Annotated in this window: 20 protein-coding genes; 5 read left to right on the top strand and 15 right to left on the bottom strand. The window is 72.2% G+C overall.

What is annotated here, in order from left to right:
- Positions 1 to 20: 20 nt before the first annotated feature.
- Entirely contained in the window at positions 21 to 812 is a 792-nt protein-coding gene (locus tag ACLJPL_RS15280; protein ID WP_411081371.1) for an AfsR/SARP family transcriptional regulator, read from the bottom strand.
- Between the two features lie 291 nt (positions 813 to 1,103).
- Here ACLJPL_RS15280 and ACLJPL_RS15275 point away from each other — a divergent pair, with 291 nt between their 5' ends.
- From ACLJPL_RS15275 to ACLJPL_RS15260, 4 genes are all read left to right on the top strand, one after another.
- A complete protein-coding gene (locus ACLJPL_RS15275) occupies positions 1,104 to 1,667 on the top strand; it encodes a hypothetical protein (RefSeq protein WP_411081370.1) in 564 nt (187 codons plus the stop codon).
- Positions 1,664 to 3,928 (top strand): TOMM precursor leader peptide-binding protein, encoded by a 2,265-nt coding sequence (locus tag ACLJPL_RS15270; protein ID WP_411081369.1) that lies wholly within the window; start codon positions 1,664 to 1,666, stop codon positions 3,926 to 3,928. The genes ACLJPL_RS15275 and ACLJPL_RS15270 overlap by 4 nt, the downstream gene beginning before the upstream one ends.
- An 88-nt stretch (positions 3,929 to 4,016) precedes the next feature.
- The gene (locus ACLJPL_RS15265) at positions 4,017 to 5,270 is read left to right on the top strand and encodes a sensor histidine kinase (protein WP_411081368.1); all 1,254 of its coding nucleotides are present in this window, start codon (positions 4,017 to 4,019) and stop codon (positions 5,268 to 5,270) included.
- Positions 5,271 to 5,297: 27 nt separating this feature from the next.
- Positions 5,298 to 5,903: a response regulator transcription factor gene (locus ACLJPL_RS15260; protein WP_411081367.1), complete on the top strand. Its 606-nt coding sequence runs from the start codon at positions 5,298 to 5,300 to the stop codon at positions 5,901 to 5,903.
- Here ACLJPL_RS15260 and ACLJPL_RS15255 read toward each other — a convergent pair.
- The 9 genes from ACLJPL_RS15255 to cimA all read right to left on the bottom strand — a co-directional run bounded on the left by ACLJPL_RS15255 (position 5,796) and on the right by cimA (position 16,240).
- Positions 5,796 to 6,836, bottom strand: coding sequence for a 4'-phosphopantetheinyl transferase superfamily protein (locus ACLJPL_RS15255; RefSeq protein ID WP_411081366.1), 1,041 nt, complete (start codon positions 6,834 to 6,836; stop codon positions 5,796 to 5,798). The genes ACLJPL_RS15260 and ACLJPL_RS15255 overlap by 108 nt on opposite strands.
- The gene (locus tag ACLJPL_RS15250; RefSeq protein ID WP_411081365.1) at positions 6,836 to 8,065 is read right to left on the bottom strand and encodes an acyltransferase domain-containing protein; all 1,230 of its coding nucleotides are present in this window, start codon (positions 8,063 to 8,065) and stop codon (positions 6,836 to 6,838) included. The genes ACLJPL_RS15255 and ACLJPL_RS15250 overlap by 1 nt, the downstream gene beginning before the upstream one ends.
- Positions 8,066 to 8,126: 61 nt before the next feature.
- Positions 8,127 to 9,863: an acyl-CoA dehydrogenase gene (locus ACLJPL_RS15245; RefSeq protein ID WP_411081364.1), complete on the bottom strand. Its 1,737-nt coding sequence runs from the start codon at positions 9,861 to 9,863 to the stop codon at positions 8,127 to 8,129.
- Positions 9,860 to 11,542 carry a fatty acyl-AMP ligase gene (locus ACLJPL_RS15240; protein WP_411081363.1) on the bottom strand — a complete coding sequence of 561 codons (1,683 nt, stop codon included), beginning with the start codon at positions 11,540 to 11,542 and terminating at the stop codon, positions 9,860 to 9,862. Before ACLJPL_RS15240 ends, ACLJPL_RS15245 begins: the two co-directional genes overlap by 4 nt.
- Positions 11,539 to 11,751 carry an acyl-CoA carboxylase subunit epsilon gene (locus ACLJPL_RS15235; RefSeq protein ID WP_411081362.1) on the bottom strand — a complete coding sequence of 71 codons (213 nt, stop codon included), beginning with the start codon at positions 11,749 to 11,751 and terminating at the stop codon, positions 11,539 to 11,541. The genes ACLJPL_RS15240 and ACLJPL_RS15235 overlap by 4 nt, the downstream gene beginning before the upstream one ends.
- Positions 11,752 to 11,849: 98 nt before the next feature.
- The gene (locus ACLJPL_RS15230; protein ID WP_411081361.1) at positions 11,850 to 12,485 is read right to left on the bottom strand and encodes a hypothetical protein; all 636 of its coding nucleotides are present in this window, start codon (positions 12,483 to 12,485) and stop codon (positions 11,850 to 11,852) included.
- Positions 12,482 to 13,459, bottom strand: a complete 978-nt coding sequence (locus tag ACLJPL_RS15225) for an aromatase/cyclase (RefSeq protein ID WP_411081360.1) — start codon at positions 13,457 to 13,459, stop codon at positions 12,482 to 12,484. Before ACLJPL_RS15225 ends, ACLJPL_RS15230 begins: the two co-directional genes overlap by 4 nt.
- A gap of 93 nt (positions 13,460 to 13,552) precedes the next feature.
- Positions 13,553 to 14,590 (bottom strand): ketoacyl-ACP synthase III family protein, encoded by a 1,038-nt coding sequence (locus ACLJPL_RS15220; protein ID WP_411081359.1) that lies wholly within the window; start codon positions 14,588 to 14,590, stop codon positions 13,553 to 13,555.
- 27 nt (positions 14,591 to 14,617) lie between these two features.
- Complete coding sequence (gene cimA, locus ACLJPL_RS15215; RefSeq protein WP_411081358.1) at positions 14,618 to 16,240, bottom strand: citramalate synthase; 1,623 nt, start codon at positions 16,238 to 16,240, stop codon at positions 14,618 to 14,620.
- A 330-nt stretch (positions 16,241 to 16,570) separates the two neighbouring features.
- Here cimA and ACLJPL_RS15210 point away from each other — a divergent pair, with 330 nt between their 5' ends.
- Positions 16,571 to 16,834, top strand: coding sequence for a DUF6199 family natural product biosynthesis protein (locus ACLJPL_RS15210; protein WP_411081357.1), 264 nt, complete (start codon positions 16,571 to 16,573; stop codon positions 16,832 to 16,834).
- 132 nt (positions 16,835 to 16,966) lie between these two features.
- Here ACLJPL_RS15210 and ACLJPL_RS15205 read toward each other — a convergent pair whose 3' ends face one another.
- The 5 genes from ACLJPL_RS15205 to ACLJPL_RS15185 form a co-directional block, all read right to left on the bottom strand.
- A complete protein-coding gene (locus ACLJPL_RS15205) occupies positions 16,967 to 17,281 on the bottom strand; it encodes a hypothetical protein (protein ID WP_411081356.1) in 315 nt (104 codons plus the stop codon).
- Positions 17,282 to 17,391: 110 nt separating this feature from the next.
- The gene (locus tag ACLJPL_RS15200) at positions 17,392 to 17,865 is read right to left on the bottom strand and encodes a nuclear transport factor 2 family protein (RefSeq protein WP_411081355.1); all 474 of its coding nucleotides are present in this window, start codon (positions 17,863 to 17,865) and stop codon (positions 17,392 to 17,394) included.
- A gap of 138 nt (positions 17,866 to 18,003) precedes the next feature.
- Positions 18,004 to 19,404, bottom strand: coding sequence for a dihydropyrimidinase (gene hydA, locus ACLJPL_RS15195; RefSeq protein WP_411081354.1), 1,401 nt, complete (start codon positions 19,402 to 19,404; stop codon positions 18,004 to 18,006).
- Between the two features lie 90 nt (positions 19,405 to 19,494).
- Positions 19,495 to 20,778 (bottom strand): aspartate aminotransferase family protein, encoded by a 1,284-nt coding sequence (locus ACLJPL_RS15190; protein WP_411081353.1) that lies wholly within the window; start codon positions 20,776 to 20,778, stop codon positions 19,495 to 19,497.
- Entirely contained in the window at positions 20,775 to 21,617 is an 843-nt protein-coding gene (locus ACLJPL_RS15185; protein ID WP_411081352.1) for a nitrilase-related carbon-nitrogen hydrolase, read from the bottom strand. Before ACLJPL_RS15185 ends, ACLJPL_RS15190 begins: the two co-directional genes overlap by 4 nt.
- Between the last annotated feature and the right edge of the window lie 35 nt (positions 21,618 to 21,652).

The raw sequence follows: 21,652 nt of genomic DNA, 5'->3' as shown, positions 1-21,652 counted from the left end.
GGCCGGCCGCGCGGGCGCGCTCAGCCCGCCGTGACCTCCAGGTCGAGCGCCGGGTCCGCGGCCAGCACGGCCTGGTGGAGGCGCTGGAGGCGCGGCGAGGGCTCCAGGCCGAGTTCGTCGATGAGCGTGGTGCGCAGCCGCTGGTAGGACTCCAGCGCCTGCCAGGAACTGCCCGCGCGGTGCTGGGCCGTCATGAGGTGGGCGCAGAAGTTCTCGTGCATGGGGTTCTTGGCGACCAGGACGCGGAGTTCGGGCACGATCTCGCTGTGCCGGCCCAGGTGCAGATCGGCGTCTATGCGCCGTTCCAGTGCGGCCATCCGGTCCTCTTCGAGGCCGAGGACCTCCAGTTCGAGGACGCTGCCGACGCGGACGTCGACGAGCGCCGGACCGTGCCACAACTTCAGCGCTCTGCGCAGGAGTTCGGAGGCGGTGCGGTAGTCGCCCGCCTCGTGCGCGTCGCGCCCGGAGGCGGCGGTGCGGACGAACTCCTGGGCGTCGACCCGGCCCGGCTGCACCTGGAGCAGATAGCCGCCGTGCTGGGTGACGAGCACTTCCTTGGCCTGCCGGTGCGGATCCGAGGCGAGCGCGGTCGCCAGTTTGCGCCGCAGCTGCAGGATGTAGGTCTGGAGGGTGGTCGCCGCGCTGCGCGGGATCTCCTCGCCCCAGATCTCCTCCATCAGCGTGGGCACGGTGACGACCCGGTCCGCCTGAAGGGCCAGAAGTGCGAGGATCTGGCGAGGCTTGCCCGCTGTGGGGACCACGGAGACGCCATGCTCCATGGCGGTGAGCGGGCCCAGTACATTGATCTCCATCGTCCGTATCTCCTCTGCGTTGGCACCCCGTACACACGAGCGCCGGGCATGTGGCGCTCAGCGTCTCCTGAGACTCGCATCCCAGGTGGTCGCCGCCCCAGTGAGCGGATCACGAAGGGGGACGTGAAAATGTCATACCGGGTTGGTGAACACGGCACTGGGCCCCGATGAGAGCCGCACCGCAGAATCCTGAAGCACGGAAAGTCGAACGAGGACGTTGCGGGGCCGCCGGCCAAGTCCGGTGAGTACGGCCCCGGAACACAGTGTCCGACCGGCTCAGGAGGGGAACCCATGATCGGCTCGACCGCCATCGCTCCCGTAACGCCCACGCACCGTGGCACGACTGACTCGGAGCAGACCGCCGAACGTCTCGCCCTGCTCACCGCCCGCACCGGCCTGGAGCCGGAGCTGGCGCAGCGCTACATCAGCAACCCGCTGTCGGTCCTCGCCGAGTTCGGGCTGGCCGCCGAGCCGGTCTACATGGAGATGAACTCCGGCAGACCCAAGGGCCTGTCCCTGGAGGACCTCGACGGCACGGCGTCCGGCGCGGACGGCTTCTGCAACTTCACCACCGCGCCCGACACTCCGGCCGCCTCCTACTGCAACTTCACCACCACGCCGGACGCCCCGGCCGCGGCGTTCACCAACTTCACCACCACGCCCGACGTGCCGGCCGCCGCGTTCTGCAACTTCACGACCACCCCGGACGCCCCGGCCGCAGCCTTCACCAACTTCACCACCACCCCGGACGTGCCCACCGCCGCGTTCTGCAACTTCACCACCGTCCCGGACGCCCCGGCCGCAGCCTTCACCAACTTCACCACCACCCCCGACGCCGCCGCGGGGCGCTCGTGACGCTCACCGGCCCGGCGCCCGCCGCGCTCCCGGTGGGGTTCAAACGGCATCTGCGGGTGGAGACGGTCAGCGGCGAGGCGGTCTACCTGCTGTCGGAGCGCGGGACGACCGTCCTGCGCGGCCCGCAGGTCGAGGCGCTGGCCCCGCTCCTGGACGGCACCCGGACCCTGTCCGCGGTGATCGCGGACGCGGCCTCGACGGTTCCGGCCGGTGACGTGGGGGAGTTGATCGCGGCTCTCGCCCGCGCCGATCTGGTGGGCTACCGCGATCCGCAGGCCGACTCGGCCGCTGCCGCCTACTGGGAGCTGGCGGGGCTGGGCAGCACCAGGGTCGAGGCCGCCCTCGGCACGACGCCGGTGCACGTGGTGGCGCTCGGCCGCACCGACGAGGCCGCGGCCCGCGCCGAGTGCGCGGCGGCGGGGCTCTCCCTCGCGTCGTCCGTGGCGGACGCCGCCTTCGGGCTGGTGCTGTGCGACGACTATCTGGAGCCGGCCCTCGCCGGGACGGACGCCCTGTTCCGGGCGGCCGGGAAGCCCTGGCTGCTGGCCCGGCCGGGCGGTCCCGAGGTGTGGGTGGGCCCGGTGTTCGGAACCGAGGACGGCCCGTGCTGGTCGTGCCTGGCGCAGCGGATGCGCGGCCACCGCTCCTCACAGGCGCCGGTGCGCCACGCCCTCGGGCTGCGGGGCCCGGTCCCGCTCCCGGAGGCGACGCTGAGTGCGGTCCGGATGATGGGGCTGCACTCGGCGGTCCTGGAGGCCCTGAAGTGGGTGGCCGGTATGCGCTACCAGGGTCAGCAGGCGGTGTGCCGTCTCGACACCCGTACGCTGCGGAGCTCGCACCACCCGGTGGCGCGGCGGCCGCAGTGCCCCGAGTGCGGGGACGGGGCGCTGGTGGCCTCGCTGGGGGCTCGCCCGGTGGTGCCGGTGTCGCGGCCCAAGGCGGACGCGGCGGGCAGCAACCACCGTGCGCTGCCGGCCGCCGAGGTGCTGCGCCGCTACCGGCATCTGGTCGATCCGGTGACCGGCATCGTCGCGGGGCTGCGGCCGGCCCCGGGCACCCCGGACGGCCTCAACCGCTGGGTGTCCGGGCGCAATCTGGCCTGGCGCGGCACCTCGGCCGCCGGGTTGCGCAGCCACAGCGGGGGGAAGGGCGTGACCGCGCAGGAGGCCGAGGCCGGTGCGCTCTGCGAGGCGGTGGAACGTTACTGCGGCACCCGCCAGGGCGATGAGCCGGTGACCGTGGAGTCGTTCACCGGGCTCGGGGACGCCGCCGTGCACCCCGACACCGTGCAGCTGTTCGCCGACCGGCAGTACCGCGACCGGGCCGCGTGGAACGCCACCCACGGGGCGATGCACGCGGTGCCGCCGCGCTTCGAGGCGGGAGCGCGCCGCGAGTGGACGCCGCTGTGGTCGCTGACCGAACAGCGGCAGCGGCTGCTGCCCACGTCGATGCTGTACTTCGGGCAGGGCCCTGACGGTCTGGAGCGCGCCCCCTGGGCCGACTCCAACGGCAACGCGGCCGGCTCCAGCCGGGAGGACGCCATCGTCCAGGGCTTCCTGGAACTGGTGGAGCGGGACGCGGTGGCCCTGTGGTGGTACAACCGGCTGCGCCGCCCGGCGGTCGACCTGGACGCCTTCGACGAACCCTGGCTGGCGCGGACCAGGAAGGTGTACGAGCGGGCCGGCCGGTCCCTGTGGGTCCTGGACCTCACCTCGGATCTCGGCATCCCCGTGATGGCGGCGGTCTCCCGTTCGGACGAGGACGCCGAGCACCGTATCTCTTTCGGCTTCGGGGCTCATTTCGATCCCCGGCTGGCGCTGCGGCGAGCCGTCACGGAGATGTGCCAGCTGCTGCCGCCGGACACCGCTCCGGGCGAAAGCCTGGGCCGGCGGGCGGATCTGCCGGCGGAACTGCGTCACTGGTGGTCCGCCGCGAGGGTCGAGAATCAGCCACACCTTCTGGCCGACCCCCTCGAATCGCGGCGGACGCCGTCGAGTTACCCCTACGTCCCGCGGCCGGATCTGAAGGCTGATGTGGAGGCGGTGGAAGCGGTGGTCCGTGCACACGGCATGGAACTGCTCGTGCTCGACCAGACACGCCCCGATGTGGAACTACCCGTCGTGAAGGTGGTCGTGCCCGGTCTTCGGCACTTCTGGGCCAGGTTCGGACCAGGCCGTCTGTACGACGTCCCGGTGAGCATGGGATGGCGTCAGAAACCCACCCCCTACGCGGAGTTGAATCCCGTATTCCTCTTTGTCTGAAATTCGGATTCTCGTCGGCGTCTGTGGCTCATGGCACTCTTCGGCCATTACCATGCTGTCCTCCACAGAGACTGGGCCAGGAGACTCGATGCCGGATCGCGCCAGTGCCGCCCCCCCAACATCTCTCGGAGAGAGGAGTCGACAGGCCGACCTGCCGGCCCCTCGACTGGCCCGGGCGATCACGGTCACCGCACTCGCCTGTTATGCCACGGTCACGATCCTGAACGTGCTGCGCTGGGGTGAGGCGAGCGCGCTGCGCCTGACCATCTGCATCGGTCTCGTCCTGGTGGTCTTCGCCGTCCAGTTCGTCGTCTCCGCTCCTTCCGCGCGGCTGTGGGGGATGCGGCGGCGGGCAGCGGTCCTGGGACTCCAGTTCGTGCTCACCTATCTGCCCCTGTTCTGGTACGGCATCTCCTGGGGCAGCATGGAGGGCCCGCTGGCGGCCTCGGTCCTGCTCACCCTGCGACCGGCCGTCGCCTGGCCGCTCTTCGGCGTGGTGGTGTCGAGCATCCCGGTCTACTCGATCGCCCTCGGCCACCCCATGACGCAGGTCGGCTACTTCCTGATCGCCGGCATGCTCTGCGGCATCGTGATCTACGGACTCAGCCGCCTCACCGACCTCGTCCACGAGGTGCACGAGACCCGCGAGGAGCTGGCCCGGATGGCGGTCGGGCGGGAGCGGCTGCGGTTCGCCCGCGACCTGCACGACCTGCTCGGCTACAGCCTCTCGGCCATCGCGCTGAAGGGCGAGCTGGTCCACCGGCTCATCGCGGTGCGCCCCGAGCACGCCCGGGCCGAGACCGAGGAGCTGCTGATCGTGGCGAGACAGGCGCTCGCCGACGTGCGTCTGGTCTCCAGCGGCTACCGGGACATGTCGCTGCGGGACGAGGCGACGTCGGCGGCGGCGATCCTGGCGGCGGCCGACATCCAGGCGGACGTGGCCATCGACTGCGGGCGGCTGCACCCGGTCGTCGACACGGTGCTCGCCACGGCGCTGCGTGAGGGCGTGACCAACATCCTGCGCCACAGCAAGGTGCGGCGGTGCAGCATCTCGGCGACCGTGGACGAGGAAACGGTCCTGCTGAGCCTGGTCAACGACGGCGCCCGGCGATCCCGTACCGCGCCGTCCGACCGGACGACCCGCAGCAGCGGGCTGCATAATCTACGGGAGCGTTTCACGGAGATCGGCGGTGGCCTCACTGTCGGCCTCCAGGAAGCGGGCCGCTTCCACCTCGAAGCGTACGCACCCATGCGGCCGCGGACGATCGAGGACGGTGCGTACGACGATTCCCGCGTCGCACGCCCGGTCACCGTGGGAGCCGACCCATTCGAGAAGCATTGATCAGTCCGGGGGGAAGCGTTGCCGTGCGTGAAGGTACTCATCGCCGAAGACATGCACATGATCCGGGGAGCACTGGTGGCACTCCTCGAACTGGAGCCCGATTTCCAGGTCGTGGCCTCCGTGGACCGGGGGGACACCATCGTGAAGGCGGCGCTGGCCACCCCGCCGGACGTGGCCATCATCGACATCGACCTGCCCGGTACGGACGGGCTCACCGCGGCGGCCGAGCTGCATGAGCAGTTGCCGAGCTGCCGCACCCTCATCCTCACCAGCCTCGGGCGCCCCGGCACCCTGCGCCGTGCTCTGTCGGCGCAGGTCACCGGGTTCCTGCTGAAGGACTCGCCGCCGCAGCAACTGGCCGACGCCGTACGGTCGGTGGCGGCGGGCCGCCGGGTGATAGACCCTCAGCTCGCGCTGAGCGCCTGGGACTCGCCGCAGAACCCGCTCTCGCCCAGAGAGCTGGAGGTGCTCAGACTCGCGGCCCGGGGCGCCGACGCCGCGGAGATCGCCGGGTGCCTGTTCCTGTCAAAGGGGACCGTCCGCAACTACCTCACCGCCATCGTGACCAAGCTGGGCGCGCGCAACCGGATCGACGCCGTACGGATCTCCGAGGAGGCCGGCTGGATCCCCTGACGGGCCCGGGGCCCCGGTACGCCCCGGGGCCCCCGTCCTGCCCCGAGCCCCGGAACGGTCCGAACGGTCCGCGGCCCCTGTCCGGTCCGGGGTACCGGAACGGTCCGGGGCCCCCGAGCGTTCCGGGGCCCCGGCGAGCAGGGCGTCGAGCAGTCCCTCGTCCAGCATCGTGGTCACCGACACGTCCGCCAGCTCCCCGAAACCGGTGTCCTGGACCGCCGCGCTGACCACGTACCGCTCCCCCACGCCGAACGTGCCGAACGTCCAGTCGCCCGCCGCGGCCGGCGAGCCGTCCGGGCGGACCAGCCGGGCCGCCGCCCCGCCCAGTTCGAAGCCGAACTCGGTGAACCGGAAGCGCAGGCCCTGCCCGCACGCCTTGCTGTACGCCTCCTTGAGCGTCCACAGCCGCACCATCGCGCTGTTGCGCGCCGCGTCGCCGCCCGCGTCCAGTTGCTCCTTCTCGTACGGAGTGCACGCCTGGACCTCGGATCCGGTGCGCGCGATCCGGCGGTCGGCCCGCTCCACGTCGACGCCGATCCGGCCGCGCCGGGTGACCGCGACGACCATCATCTCCTCGGTGTGGCTCAGGCTGACGTCGATCTGGTCGCAGCCGCGCACATAGGGACGTCCGCCCGGCTGGTAGGACAGGTCCACCAGGTCCGGCGTGGTGTCCAGGACGGCGGCTGCGGTGTATCGCAGGAACAGCCGGGACGCCACGAACCGGTCCCGCATCCGGGGCCGGTCCAGGCTCTCGTACCGTCTGAAGTCGCGGCCCAGCAGCCGACGCACCGCGTCCCCGTCGACTCTCGGCAGCCACCCGGGCATCGTGCCGTACACCAGGACGCTGCCGGTGGCGGCGAGGTCGTCCCCGACCCGGTCCCACGGCCCGCCGGGACCCAGCACCGGCACCGGCCGGCCGATCACGGCGGTCATCAGGCCCCCGCCGGTTCGGCGGCCAGCGGGCCGGCGTCGAGGGCGGAGATGACGCCGGCCAGGTCCACCGCGTCGCAGTCGGCCCGGGGGCACGCCGGAATGCACGGCGGACTGCCCAGCCGGCGCAGATACGGGGTGAGCACCGGGCGCGGCCCGATCTCCACGACATGGGTGGGGTCCTGCTGGCTCAGCAGGGCGCTCGCCGCGTCGGCGAACCGGATGGGCGAGGTGAGCTGCCGCGCCCAGTGCGGGGCGTACAGCGGACCGGTGGTGGGTCCGCCGTACACGGTGGAGTAGAAGGGCAGCCGTGGGCTGCCGCCCGGCACGCGGCGCGCGGCGGCCTCGAACTTCGGCACCACCGGGGCCATCAGCGGGGAGTTGAAGGCGTGGGTCACCGGCAGATGACGGCACTTGATTCCCCGGACCGCGAGGGCCGCCTCAATCCGCTGGAGGCCGGCGACGTCGCCGGACAGCACGGTGGACCGCTCCGCGTTGAGGACGCCGACGTCCACCCCCGGCTCGCCCGCCACCAGGGGCGCGACCTCGGCCGACGAGGCGCAGGCCGCCATCATGCCGCCGCCGGGCGGGAGGTACTGGAGGAACGCGGCCCGCAGGGCGACCAGTCTGGCCGCGTCGGGCAGGGCGAGCGCTCCGGCCACCGTCGCCGCCGCGAACTCCCCGATGCCGTGGCCGAGTACGGCCACCGGCACCACACCGGAGGACTCCAGGGTGCGGGCGAGCGCGTACTCCACGGCGAACAGCGCCGGCTGGGCGAAGGCCGTCCGGTGGATCCTGGGGTCCTCGCCGAGGATCAGGTCGACGACCGAGGTCTTCAGCAGCGGGAGGAGGGCGTCGGCCGCCTCGTCCAGGTGGCCCCGGTAGGTGACCGAGTCCAGGTAGAGGCCCGAGGTCATGCCCGGGTACTGGCAGCCCTGCCCGGTGAAGACGAAGGCGGCCCGCACCTCGCGGACGGTGCGCCGCATGTCGCGGAAGGCCATGTGCCGGGCCAGGTCCCCGATGGTCCGGTGGCTCCAGATGTCGTCCAGGTCGATGATCGGCCCGAACTCCTCCTCGATGTCGCCGTACAGGCTGAGCGCGGCCACCGAGTCCAGTTCGTAGCCGATGAGCGGGTCCGTCTCCTCCACGGGCCGGCCCAGATAGTGGGCGAGCCGCTCCAGCAGCCATTCCCGGTGGGCCGCACCGTGACGGCCGGGTTCTTCAGCGGACATGGGGTGTTCTCCTTCTGGACGTGAGCCGGGTGGGGGGAGGGACCGCGGCGGACGGAGACGGTCAGGCCAAGGGGGATGCGTACAGGTCGTAGCTGCGTCGGCCGCGCAGCCGGGCGAGCACTTCGGCGAGCACCCGCTGCTGGGCGGCGGCCGGCCGGTCGGGGAGCGCCAGGCCGAGCCGCCGGCCCAGCCGGTAGAGCACGGCCGTGGGCCATGCGGTGTCGGACAGGAACGGGTCGGCCGACGCGCCCGCGTTCTGCTGTTCCCGCCACACGCCGAGGCAGGCGGCGGCGGCGAGGACCAGGGTGTAGCGGTCGGCGAGGCCGAGGCTGTGCGGACTGGCCAGCAGCCTGCGGTCGTTGACACCGATGTCGCCGAACGCCTTGCGCAGGTCGTCCAGTTCGATGGTGAAGGCCCGGATGAGGAAGCGCAGGACGCTCGCGTCGCGGCCGTGGCGCGGCAGCGGTTCCTCCTCGAACAGGTCGGTGCTCGCTACCAGCGTCGCCGCGAGCGGATCGCCGTCCCCGAGCAGCGCCGGCTGCGACAGGTCGAGCGCGGGCAGGGCGTCGTGCAGCCGGAACAGCCCGGCGGGGGCCTCCGGGTCCGCGAACCAGGCGTGCTGGGCGAAGAACGGGAGCTGCGGCAGGATGCTGACCTGGCGTCCGGCGCTGCCCGCGTGGCCGAGCGAGGTGACCGGCAGGTCCCGCAGCTGCTTCTGGAACATCCCGTACGCGCCCTCCTCCGCGAAGGTCGCCTCGCCGAGGACCGCCGACATCTCGTCCATCGACTCGGCCGTCAGCTTGGGCGCGAGGTAGGCGGCGGCGGCCGAGTACACGCTCATCTGCCGGGGCAGCAGATGCAGCGCCCGTGTCGCCACCAGGGCCAGGCAGTCGATGATCAGCAGGTCCAGCAGCGCACCGGTCAGGACGTCCCGCACGTGCTGGACGTCGAGGGAGGAGCGGCCGCCCGGCCGGGGCCGGGCGGCGAAGGCCGCCACGGTCCGCAGCGCCGTGTCGCCCCCGGAAAGCACGATCGAGGGGATCAGGCCCCGGATGACCAGCGAGGAGCGGAGCGACAGCTCGTAGCCGTCGCCCTCCTCCCCGACCAGCGCGGAGGCCGGGACGGGGCAGTCGGTGAGCCGCAGTCCGCCGAACTCCGTGCTGCGCATGCCGCTGGTGGCCCGGCGTCCGAGGTCGCTCACGCGTCCCGGTGGGAGCGCTTCCCGGTCGAGCAGGAGGACGCTGTGGGCGCGGCGGTGGCCGGGCTCCCCGGTGCGCGCGAAGATGACGAGCCCGCGCGCCCGGGAGGCGTTGGCGATGCCCGTCTTGCCGCCGTTGAGCAGCAGGCCGCCGCCCGGGGCGGGCGCGGCGGTCAGCTCGTCGCGGACGAAGTCGTTGCCGTGCGCGACCCCGTGGCGGGCCACCGCGATGCGGTCGCCGCCGAGCAGCAGGGAGGCCGCGAGCCGGCGCTGTTCGTCGTCGCCGGCCGTCCACACCGGGGCCGCCGCGAAGAAGCAGTTGAGCCCGTAGCCGAAGCCGAGCGAGGCGTCGCGGCGGAACACCGGCCGCAGCAGCCGCCCGAGTTCGTCCATCCGCCGCAGCCGGCCGCCGAGGGAAGCGGGTACGAACTCCTCGTTCAGGCCGTAGGCGTCGAGCACCCCCTCGGCGGCGGGCGGCATCTCGCCGGAGATGTCGGCGGCGACGAACGCCGCGCCGCCGAGCGGGTTCGACGGGTCGTCCAGCGGTCCGAAGGACTGCTCGAGCGCGTCGATGCGGTCGGGTACGGATACGGAGGTCATGCCCGCACCCCGGCAGACAGCAGGCGCTCGACCTCGGCGTCGATGCGCTGGTGCAGCGGGCGCAGTTCGCCGCTGAGGAACATGCGGCGCATCGCGGCCCGCTCCACCTTTCCGCTGGTAGTCCGGCGTACCGTGCCGGGCCGGACGAACAGCAGGCCCGCCGTGTGGACCTCGTGCTCGTCGCCGATGCGGGCGGCGACCTTCGCGGCGAGCTCGGCGAGGTCGATGTTGTAGTGGCTGCGGGCGCGCACCTCCTGGACGAGCACCACGTGTTCCCGCTCCCCCGGCACGGCGAACACGGAGGCCGGCCCGAACAGGGCGCTGACCTGCTGGACGGTGCGCTCGACGTCCTGCGGGTGGACGTTGCGGCCGGCGATCACCATGACGTCCTTGATGCGTCCGGTGATCCGCAGGCGGCCCGCCGCGTCGAGCGAGCCGAGGTCTCCGGTGCGCAGGAAGCCGGTGTCCTCGGCGCCGGCGATCCGGGCGCCGAAGACGGCGGCGGTCTCGGCGGGCCGCCGCCAGTAGCCGCGGGCGACCCCGGGGCCCCGGACCCAGATCTCCCCGGTCCGGCCCTGCGGGCACTCGGCTCCGCTGTCCGGGTCGACGATCCGCACCTCCGCGTCCACGGGCACGCCGCAGTCCCCCAGGTCGCCCCGGTCGGCGGGGCCCGAGGCCGAGACCAGGAGGGTGGCTTCGGCCAGCCCGTAGGCGGGGGTCAGCGCCTCGGGGCGCAGTCCGGCGGCGGCGAAGCGGTCGGCGAAGAGGGCCGCGGTCTCCGGGTCGACGGGTTCGCCGCCGTTGACGGCCGTACGCCAGGCCGTGAGGTCGAGGGCGGCGATCTGGAGGTCGTTGACGCGGCGGAGGCACAGCTCGTAGCCGAAGTCCGGGCAGCCGCTGACCGTGAGGCCGTAGCGGGAGACGGTGTCGAGCCAGCGTACGGGCGCCTTGACGAACGCCTGGGGCGTGAGCATCACGGTGGTCGCGCCGAGCCACAGCGGGTGCAGGAGCTGGCCGACGAGTCCCATGTCGTGGTGGAGGGGCAGCCAGCCGCCGAAGCGGGACGCCGGTCCGGTGTCCAGGGCGCGTGCGATGGCCTCCTGGTTGGCGACCAGGTTGCGCTGGGTCACCATCACTCCGCGGGGTTCGCGGGTGGAGCCCGAGGTGTACTGGAGGTAGGCGACGTCGTCGGGGCCCGCCGCCGCGCTCTCCTCCAGCGGCGCGTCCGCCGGGCCCGGTCCGCCGTCCGCGAGCAGGCAGGTGACGCCGGTGAAGCCCGCGCGGGCCAGCAGCTGGGACGCCTCGGCGGCGTGGGCGCTCCCGGTGAGCACGCAGCTCGCGACGGCGTCCTTGACGATGCCCGCGATGCGCTCGTCGTGGTGGCCGCGCCCGCCCGGCGGGGCCACGGGCACGGCGACGCGCCCGGCGTGGAGGCAGGCCAGGAACGACGCGGCGAACAGCCGGCGGGAGGACTGGAGGACGATCACCCGGTCGCCGGGGGCGGTGTGGGCGCTCAGCCGTCCGGCGAGCAGCCGTACGAGGGAGGCGAGTTCGCCGTATCCGACGGTCTCGGGGCGCAGCCGCCCCTCGCTCTCGGACAGCAGGACGAGAGCGTCGCGTTCCGGCGCCTCGGCGGCCCTGGCGTGGAACGTCTCGATGTAGGTGCGCAAGCCGGTCACTGCGGTCCCCTCCCGTGTCGTGCGGCCCAGGACGCCCGGCCCTGCCCGCCGGAGCCCCTGACGCTCCAGTCGGCGCGTTCGGCCCGGGCGGGCGGGTCGGGAGACGTGGCCCTCTCGCGCAGGAGGGCCATCAGCACGGTGGTGACCGCGGCGATCTCCGCCGCGTCCGGACGGCCGCGAATCACGGTGATACCTGTTGTGTCTGCCATGTACGAAGAGTGCGCCCTGCCGCTCGAGGGTCCCTGGGTCCTTCTCTCGGATCGGACTCGACCCGGGAGAAGGACCCCACGGATCCGCCGGACCCGCCCTAGGCGGTGGCCACGACCCGTTCGTAGGCCAGGTGGCGGCTTCTCTCCACTCTGACGTCGGCGAGTTCGTGCAGGGACTCCAGCACCCGGCGGCCCGGTGCGGCGGCGAGCGCCCGGTCGCAGTGCTCCTTGTCGCGCCACCACAGCACGCCCGTGTACAGGAAGGGGCGCACCGTCGAGCGGAGCAGATCACTGCCGCCGAAGCCGCCCTCGCCCTCGTGGGCCCGGCAGAGTTCCGCGTACCCCTTCTCGAACTCGGCGTGGTCCTCGTGCACTTCGGCGGAGAGCAGGACCACCGTGCTGTCCCCCACGGTGGCGCTTTCGCCGAGCGTGCGGCCGACGCTGAGCGCCTGGTCGGCCTCGGTGCGCACCAGGGGGCCGAGCCGGCGGACGTGCCCGGTGAAGGTGTCGTCGTGCACGGTGTCGAGCAGTCCGCTCAGCCGCTTCCAGTGGGCCAGGTGGACGAAGACCCGGGGGCGGTCCACGAGCTGGACCGTGACCAGGAAGTCGAACCCGGGCCGGTGGCGCAGGAATTGGCTGTGCGCTTGGAACTCGCTCTCGAACTTCGCGAGGTCGCCCGTGACCTGCAACCGGTTGATGACGGTGACCGGTCGGGTCGGGTCTCTGTCGATCACGCGCGATCCTCCGCGTATTCCTTGGCGTGGCGCAGGGTGGTGGAGCTGTTCGTGCCGAGCGCCTTGCGCACCAGGGCGCGGGCCTCGGCGAGGGTGGAGTCCGGGCCGAGGGCCGTGCGCACGCCCTCGGGGTCCAGGGCCACGGTGTGCCAGGACGTGGCCCGTACGGTGCCGTCGCCCTGCGGTTCGATGGTCCAGCGGCCGGTGTGGCTGCTCATCGCCACGGGGACCTTCAGCTGCTTGTAGACGATGGTGTGGCGTTCCTCGAAGCAGACGCGGACCGAAGTGGTGTTGTGCAGCGAGCCGTCCGGGCTGCGGGTGTCCATGTCCATCCGCTGGACGCCGTGTTCGTCCTCGTCGAGGTCCAGCCGGGCGACGTGCGGCAGCCGCTCGGGCCACAGGTCGGCGCGGTCGAGGAAGCCGTAGACGTCGCCGGCAGCGCCGGCGATGGTCACCGAGTCGTGGAAGGTGAAGTGGAGTTCGTCGCGGTCGGGGCCCTGTTCGGCCGCGTTCTTGAGGGAGGTGAGCTCGGCGCGGCTGTTGCGGTCGACGGCCTGCTCGATGAGCTCCTCGGCCGCCGGGTCGTCGTCCACGGCACGGAAGTCGTGCAGCAGCGTCACCCGGGTCGTGCCGTCCTCGATCGGCTCGATGCGCCACTCGCCGCCCATGGAGGCCACCGGGTGGGCGGAGACGACCTGGCGGAAGACGACGGTCCGGGCGACCGGGTCGAGGGTCCGGCGGGAGGTCCAGGTGCGGACCTGTTCGTTGGCTATGGCCCAGATGCGCAGGTGCTGTTCGCCGCCGCCTGCGGGGGCTTCCTCCAGGACCTCGACGTGGACGGTGGGGCTGAAGACCTGCGGCCAGGCGGAGACGTCGGCGATGAGTGCGTAGACGGTGGCCGGTGAGGCGCTGACCGTGACGGTGTGCTCGGTGAGTCGGGTCCTCGCGGGGGTGGGTGTCGTAACGGACGCCACGGCGTTCCTTCCTTTCGGCCGACCGTGAGAACGGCCGTTCCAGAGTGACAGAGATGGGCTCGCAGGGAACTTGAGCGGTGGTGGATCCTTCCATCAGCCGGCGTCGGCCCAGTCGGGCCGGCCGGTGATCTCGACGACCGCGCAGCCCCAGCTGTATCCGGCCCCGACGCTGATCAGGACGCAGCGGTCGCCGGGCGCTGCGCGTCCCGAGGTCACCAGGTGGTCCAGGCTCGCGAACTGGTCGCCTGCTCCCAGGTGTCCGACCGTGCGGCTGAACTCCCAGGTGGTGCGCTCGGGTTCGATGCCGAACGGCGTGTAGTAGATGGAGGTGAGGCGACGGCGGCCGAAGTGCGGGAGAACGACCCACTGGGCTTCGGCGAGTTCGAGTTCCGCGTCGGCCAGGGCCTGCTTGATGACGGTCTGCTGGCCGGTGTGGGCGCGGGTGATGGCGTACGACATGCCGGCCTGCTGGATGAAGGCCCGTTTGGCCGCCTCGAAGTCGACGGGCATCCGGTGGCCGAACGGGGCTTCGGTGAAGGGGTCGTCGCCCCGGTGCAGCGGTTCGAGTTCGGGGTCGGCGTGGGTCGCCAGCGACAGCAGCCGGGCGAAGCCGCCGCGCCGGGAGAGGACGACGGCGGTCGCGCCGTCCGCGTAGGGGGTGCCGGGATCGGTGCGCCAGCGGTCGATGCCGGGGGCGCAGAAGCGGTCGGCGGTGGTCAGCAGCGCGTCGCGGCTGCCGTGGCCGGCGGTGAGGTAGGCGGTGGCCAGGTCGAGGGCGGCGAGGCCGCCGTTGGACATCTGGCGGATCTCCAGGGCCGGGCAGGAGTTGCCGAGCGCCTCGCGCTGGATGTACGAGGCGACGGGCCACAGGTCCTGGCCCTGGTGGTAGGTGTCGGCGTGCAGGAGGAGGTCGACGTCGCCGGGGGTGGACCCGGAGCGCTCCAGCGCGGTACGGGCCGCCGCGGCGGCCATCTCGGCGGCCGACTCGTCGGGCGAGACGGAGACCGAGACCGCGCCGGTCTGTGCGGCGGTCCTCGGCGGGCAGGCCCCGGCGGCGACGGCGTCGGCCACCGGGAGCGTGCGGGGCAGCCGCACCGCCGTCCCGCGCAGGTAGATGTTGTCGACACGCACAGCTACTCCCTTTCGGTTACGGGTGGTTCAGCCGGCCGACGCGGTCGCCAGGGGAACCGGGCCGCGCTCGGGGAAGACGTCGTCGACGAGTACGTAGCGCACCGCGTCCAGCAGCGCGCGCCAGCTGGCGGTGACGGTGTTGCGGTCGACGCCCACGGTCCCCCAGCGCCGCTCCCCGTCGTGGTAGCCGATCAGGACCCGGGCGCGGGCTTCGCTGCCCGTGTCGCCGGTGAGCACCCGCACCCGGTAGTCGATCAGTTCGAGGCGGGCCAGTTGCGGGAAAAACGGGTCGAGGGCCTGGTGCAGGGCCCGGTCCAGGGCGTTGACGGGCCCGTTGCCGGAGCCGGTCGCGGCGAGCGGGACACCGTCGATCCGCAGCCGTACAGCGGCGTCGGTGCGCACCGTGCCGTCCGGCCGCAGCGCGACGGACACCTGCCAGGAGTCGACGTCGAACGGGGGCCGTCCCGGGCCGCCGGCCAGCTCCTCGCGCAGCAGGAGTTCGAAGGAGGCGTCGGCGGACTCGAAGCTGTAGCCCTCGCTCTCCATCTCCTTGACCCGGGCGGTGGCGCGGGCGACCTCGCCGGAGCCCGCGGCGACCTCGTAACCGAGTTCGCGCGCCTTGAGCTCCACGGAGGAGCGCCCGCCCATGTCGGAGACCAGGGTGCGCATGGCGTTGCCGACGCGGTCGGGCTCGATGTGCTGGTAGAGGCCGGGGTCGATGCGCAGCGCGGAGGCGTGCAGCCCGGCCTTGTGGGTGAAGGCGGCGGCGCCCACGTACGGGGCGGCGGGGCGGGCCGGGATGCCGGTGATCTCGGTGATGGCCCGTCCGGTGTCGGCGAGCCGGGCGAGCTGCTCGGGGGCGAGGACCGGGCGGTCCCGCTTGAGGGCGAGGTTGCCGATCACGGTGAACAGGTCGGCGTTGCCGCAGCGTTCGCCGTATCCGTGCGCGGTGCCCTGGACGTGTACGGCTCCGGACCGGACGGCGGCCATGGTGTTGGCGACGGCGCACCCGGTGTCGTCGTGGCAGTGGATGCCGAGGGTCGCGCCGGTCGCGGCGAGGGTGTCGGCGACGATCGCGGCGACCTCGTCGGGCAGCGATCCGCCGTTGGTGTCGCAGAGGACGACGGCCTCGGCCCCGGCCTCCGCCGCGATGCCGACGACCTCCAGGGCGTAGTCGCGGTTGAGCCGGTAGCCGTCGAAGTAGTGCTCGGCGTCCAGGAAGACCCTGCGCCCGGCGTGGACCAGGTGGCGCACCGTACTGCCGATCATGGCGATGTTCTCGGCGAGGGTGGTTCGCAGGGCCCGCTGGACATGTCCGGTGTGGCTCTTGCCGACGAGGGTGATCACCGGTGCGCCGGACACCAGCAGCGCGCGCACCTGCGGGTCCACGGCGACCGAGACGCCGGGCCGCCTGGTCGCCCCGAACGCCGCCAACTGGGCGTTTTCCAGTACGAGTTCACTCTTGGCCCGATGGAAGAACTCGGTGTCCCGGGGAACCGCGCCGGGCCAGCCGCCCTCGATGAACCCCACCCCGAGGGCGTCCAGGTGACGGGCGACGGCGAGCTTGTCGTCGACCGTCAGGGCCATGCCCTCCTGCTGGCAGCCGTCGCGCAGGGTCGTGTCGTACAGCTGTAGGCCCGCCTCGACCATGGCCCCTCCTCCTTCGTGCCGCGTACGCCCGTCGCGTCGCGGCTCTGGTCGGTCACCGTCCGGCGGCGGGCTAGAGCAGCCCTGGTGTCCCGGTCGACATGGCGGGGCGCTTGCGGGCGCGACGGCCGCGAGGGCGCCCTGCGGCGGCCGGATCGGCGGGTCGTGGGCGGCCGGGAGGGCACGGTCTCGACGCTTCCCCCGTCAACCGCCACCGGACGGCCGTTGACCGGCTCGCCCGGGTCCAGGGCCCGTCCCGCTGCCGGGAGGGAAGCACACAAGCCCTGGGGCGCCGGCCGTTTCCTGTTGTCGCGCCAGGGCACTCGGGAGCGCATGAACAGCTACGCGTGGACACAGGCCGCCTCCGACGGCGACAGCAGCCCCGTCTTCATCCCGATCATGTGCGTGCTCCTGGCCATGGGGCTGATCCAGGTCATACGCCCCCAACTCCTGTGGAAACTCAACAGAAATCTCCAGCGGGGATGGGTGAAGGATCCGGACGCGACCGAGCCCACCAGCAAGGGCTACGCCATGCAACGAGCGACCGGCGCCATCTTCCTGGCGGTCGCCATATGGATCTTGGTGATGAACATCTGACGAACAGCCGGGAGTCTCTCCCTGACGGGACACAGGGGGTGCTTGGACCGGTGGGGCCTGCCCCCGAGGTGGCGGAACGGCCCCCGAGGTGGCGGAACGGCCTCCGGCGGCCCGAGCCCGGCCGCTCCCCCGTCAAACGGTCCCCGCCTCACGGGCAGCGGTGATACGGACCGGCAGCCGGCGGACCACGCGCTCCTGGGCGTCGTGGACCGTGGAGACCCCGCTGCTCGTGAAGCGGGGGCCGGCCAGCACCGCCGTCTGCTCGATCACCACCCACCCCGTGCAGCGGCCGTCGTCCCCGAACATCGGCTCCACCACCCGGAAGGCGAAGCGCCCGGGCCCGAGCTCCTCCCAGGTCCCGGCCCCCGTACCCCCGCCCAGCAGCAACGCCGTCCCGTCGACGGCGAAGTGGAAGACGCTCGCGGTGGTCCGCCCCCGGCGCTCCACCTCGGCGTGCCAACGACCCGCCGGCGCACCGCGCGGAGACGGGCAGGGGGAAGGGCCCGCCGGTCGGCGGGCCCTTCCCCCTGCGGCAGCGGACACCGCGACACGCGCCGTCAGGACGCGGGCTGCGCGGGGGCGTCCCGGTGGATGACCCGCGACCGGGTCAGGAGCCGGCCGCCCCGGCGGACGAGGACGTCCTCGACCGTGAACGTGGGCTGGAAGGAGACCTGCCCCTCGCGGTCGGTCAGGATGACCAGCGTGTAGTACGAGACGCGGAGGGTGTCGGGGTCCACCGCGTCGACCTCGATCAGCGGGTGCCCGAACCAGTGGCGTACCGAGATGTCCCGGTAGCGCGGCAGGCTGGCGCGCATGCCGGCGACCATCTCGGCCCGGCCTCTCTGGCGCTCTCCGCCGGAGTGCACCACCTCGCCGTCCTCGGTGAAGGTGTCCGCGAACCCCTCGATGTCCAGGTTGTCCACCCGTCGCATCTGCCACGCGTAGTACGTCTGGACCTCGGCGTAGAGGTCTCCACCGACCTGGCTGTACGTTTCCTGGGCCGCCTGGGCCGTCTGGACCGACTGGGACACAGTGACTCCCTCCCGTGACGCGCTGCCGTCACGGCGACGGCAGAACCGCCGCTACCCTCCCCCCGGCCGCTGCATCCTCGGTGGAGGACGACTGCACTGCGGTGGAGGGAGGTTGGCCCGTACGGCGGCTGGGGCCGCTCAGTCCAGCAACTGGCAGGTGCCGCGCGGCAGATAGACCCCGTGCCCCGCGTGGCCCACGTACGCGCGGTCCTCGATCACCGGGACGCCGCGCGAGAGCACCGTCTCGACCCGGCCGGTGATCCGTTTCCCCTCGTACGCCGAGTAGTCGACGTTCATGTGGTGCGTCTCGGCGGAGAGCGTCTGCTCGGCGTGCGGGTCGTAGACGACGATGTCGGCGTCGGCTCCCGGGGCGATGGTGCCCTTCTTCGGGTAGAGGCCGAACATCCGGGCCGGGGAGGCGCAGGCGATCTCGATCCAGCGGCGGCGGGAGATGTGCCCGTCGACGACGGCCTGGTGCAGCAGGTCCATCCGGTGTTCCACGCCCGGCATCCCGTTGGGGATCTTGGAGAAGTCGCCCCGGCCCATCTCCTTCTGCCCGGAGAAGCAGAACGGGCAGTGGTCGGTGGAGACGACCTGGAGTTCGTCGTTCCTCAGGCCCCGCCACAGGGTCTCCTGGTGCTCCTTGGGCCTCAGCGGGGTGGAGCAGACGTACTTGGCGCCCTCGAAGTCCGGCTCGGCGAGGTTGTCGGTGGACAGGAACAGGTACTGCGGACAGGTCTCGCCGAAGACCGGGAGGCCCTTGTGGCGGGCGGCGGCGATCTCCTCGACGGCCTCGTCGGCGGAGACGTGGACGATGTAGAGGGGCGCGCCGGCGACCCGGGCGAGCTGGACGGCGCGGTGGGTGGCCTCGGCCTCCAGGGCGACCTTGCGGACGTCCCCGTGGTAGCGGGGGTCGGTGCGGCCCTCGGCGAGCGCCTGCTCGACCAGGACGTCGATGGCGATGCCGTTCTCGGCGTGCATCATGATCAGCCCGCCGTTGCCGGATGCCCGCTGCATGGCCCGCAGGATCTGGCCGTCGTCGGAGTAGAACACCCCCGGGTAGGCCATGAAGAGCTTGAACGAGGTGATCCCTTCGGCCACGAGACGGTCCATCTCCTTGAGCGAGGAGGGGTTCACGTCCGCGAGGATCATGTGGAAGCCGTAGTCGATGGCGCAGTTGCCGTCCGCCTTGGCGTACCAGTCGTCCAGCCCTTCGCGCAGGGACTTGCCCACGCTCTGGATCGCGAAGTCGACGATGGTGGTGGTGCCGCCCCAGGCGGCGGCCCGGGTGCCGGTCTCGAAGGTGTCGGCGGCGTAGGTGCCGCCGAACGGCATCTCCATGTGGGTGTGCGCGTCGACGCCGCCCGGGATGACGTACTTCCCCGTGGCGTCGATCCGGCGCTCCGCGCTCCAGCCCTGGGCCGCGTCGGCGCCGTGGGCGGCGAGCGCGGCGATGCGCCCGCCCTCGACGAGTACGTCGGCGTGGATCTCGTCGGACGCGGTGACGACCAGGCCGCCGTGGATGACGGTGCGACTCATGTACCCCTCCTCACTGTGTCGGTACGGGGTGCCCGCGTGCGTCGACACCCCGTACCCGTACGTTGGTTCGGCCGGCGCTCGTACGTCGTTTCAGTCCGCCGCACGCAGGGCGTCCGCGAGGATCGCCGCGCCCTCCTCGGCCTCGGCGACGGTCAGGGTCAGCGGCGGGGCGATCCGCAGCACGCTGGTGTTGTGGCCGCCGCCCTTGCCGATGAGGAGCCCGCCCGCGCGCGCCGCTTCGAGCACGGCGGCGGCCGCCTCCGGGTTCGCCTCGTCCGTGCCGGGCTTCACCAGTTCGACGCCGATCATCAGGCCCCGGCCGCGCACTTCGCGTACGGCGTCGGAGCCGGCCGTGATCCCGCGCACCCGTTCGATGAGGAGCCCGCCGACGCGTCGCGCGTTCCCCTGGAGGTCGTGCTCCAGGTGGTACGAGAGGTTGGCGAGGCCGGCCGCCATGGTGACGGGCGAACCGCCGAACGTGGAGATGGAGTTGGCGTCCAGGGCGTTCATCACCTCCGCTCGGGCGACGACTCCGCCGATGGACATCCCGTTGCCGATGCCCTTGGCGAAGGTGAGGATGTCCGGCGGCCCGTGCTCGGCGTGCGCCTGCCAGCCCCAGAAGTGCTCGCCGGTGCGTCCCCAGCCGGTCTGCACCTCGTCGGAGATCCACAGGATGCCGTGGCGGTCCAGGACTTCGCGGAACGCGGCGAACAGTCCGTCCGGCGGGGAGGTGAAGCCGCCGACGCCCTGGATCGGTTCCGCGATGAGCGCGGCGGCCTCCCGGGTGTGGCCGAGGAGGTCCTCCAGATCGGCGACGCACGCCCGGATGAACCGCTCGTCGCTCAGCTCCGCGTACGGGCCCCGGGTGCGGACGCCCCCGTGGACGTACAGCGTCTGGAGCGGGGACAGGCTCGTGGGCGACCAGGCATGGTTGCCGGTGACGGAGACCGCCGAGAAGGACCGGCCGTGGTAGCTGTTGCGCAGTGCGAGGATCTGGTTGGACCTGCGGTACGCGGTGGCCAGCAGCAGCGCGGTGTCGTTGGCCTCGGTGCCCGATGTGGTGAAGAAGACCCGGGCGTCGGGGATGCCGGAGAGGGCGGCGACCCGCTCGGCCAGCTCCACCATCGGGCGGTTGAGGTAGAGCGTGGAGGAGTGGATGATCCGCCCGGCCTGCTCGGAGACCGCCTTGGTGACCTCGGGCAGGGCGTGGGCGGTCATGGTGGTGAGGATGCCGCCGAAGAAGTCCAGATAGCGGTTGCCGTCCGCGTCCCAGACGTGGCGGCCCTCGCCGTGGGTGAGTTCGATGGGGTGGCGGTAGTAGAGGGCCAGCCACTGGGGGCTGACGGCGAGGTGGCGCTCGTACAGTCCGCTCACGGCTCCACCAGCCCGTCGTAGGCGTCGGGGCGTCGGTCCCGGTAGAACGCCCACTGCTGCCGGACCTCCTCGATCAGGCCGAAGTCCAGGTCGCGGACGAGGAGTTCCTCCTCCTTGTCGCTGGCGACCTCCCCGACGAACTGGCCGCGCGGGTCGACGAAGTAGCTGGTGCCGTAGAAGTCGTTGTCGCCGTACTCCTCCTGGCCGACGCGGTTGATCGCGGCGACGAAGTACTCGTTGGCGACGGCGGACGCGGGCTGCTCCAGCTGCCAGAGGTAGCCGGAGAGCCCGCGGGAGGTGGCGGACGGGTTGTAGACCAACTGGGCTCCGTTGAGTCCCAGTTGACGCCACCCCTCGGGGAAGTGCCGGTCGTAGCAGATGTAGACGCCGACCTTGCCGACCGCGGTGTCGAAGACCGGCCAGCCGGCGTTTCCGGGCTTGAAGTAGTACTTCTCCCAGAACCCCTTGACCTGCGGGATGTGGTGCTTGCGGTACTTGCCGAGGTACGAGCCGTCCGCGTCGATCACGGCGGCGGTGTTGTAGTAGAAGCCGGACTGCTCGACCTCGAAGACCGGGACCACGATGACCATGCCGGTCTCACGGGCCAGGTCCCGCATCCGGCGGACGGTCGGCCCGTCCGGGACCGGTTCGGCCCAGCGGTAGTGCTCGGGGTCCTGGACCTGGCAGAAGTAGGGGGCGTTGAACACCTCCTGGAACCCGATGATCTTCGCCCCCTGCCGGGCGGCCTCGCGGGCATGGTCCTCATGCTTGGCGATCATGGATTCGGTGTCGCCGGTCCAGGTCGCCTGGACGAGAGCGGCGCGTACGACATGGGACATGACTGCTCCTTCGACGCGGCGTCAGAGAGCCTCTA

The organism is Streptomyces sp. cmx-18-6, from assembly GCF_046548915.1.
Lineage (GTDB): Bacteria > Actinomycetota > Actinomycetes > Streptomycetales > Streptomycetaceae > Streptomyces.
The sequence above is the reverse complement of the archived record's forward strand: the minus strand, read 5'-3'. Positions and strand labels throughout refer to the sequence as shown.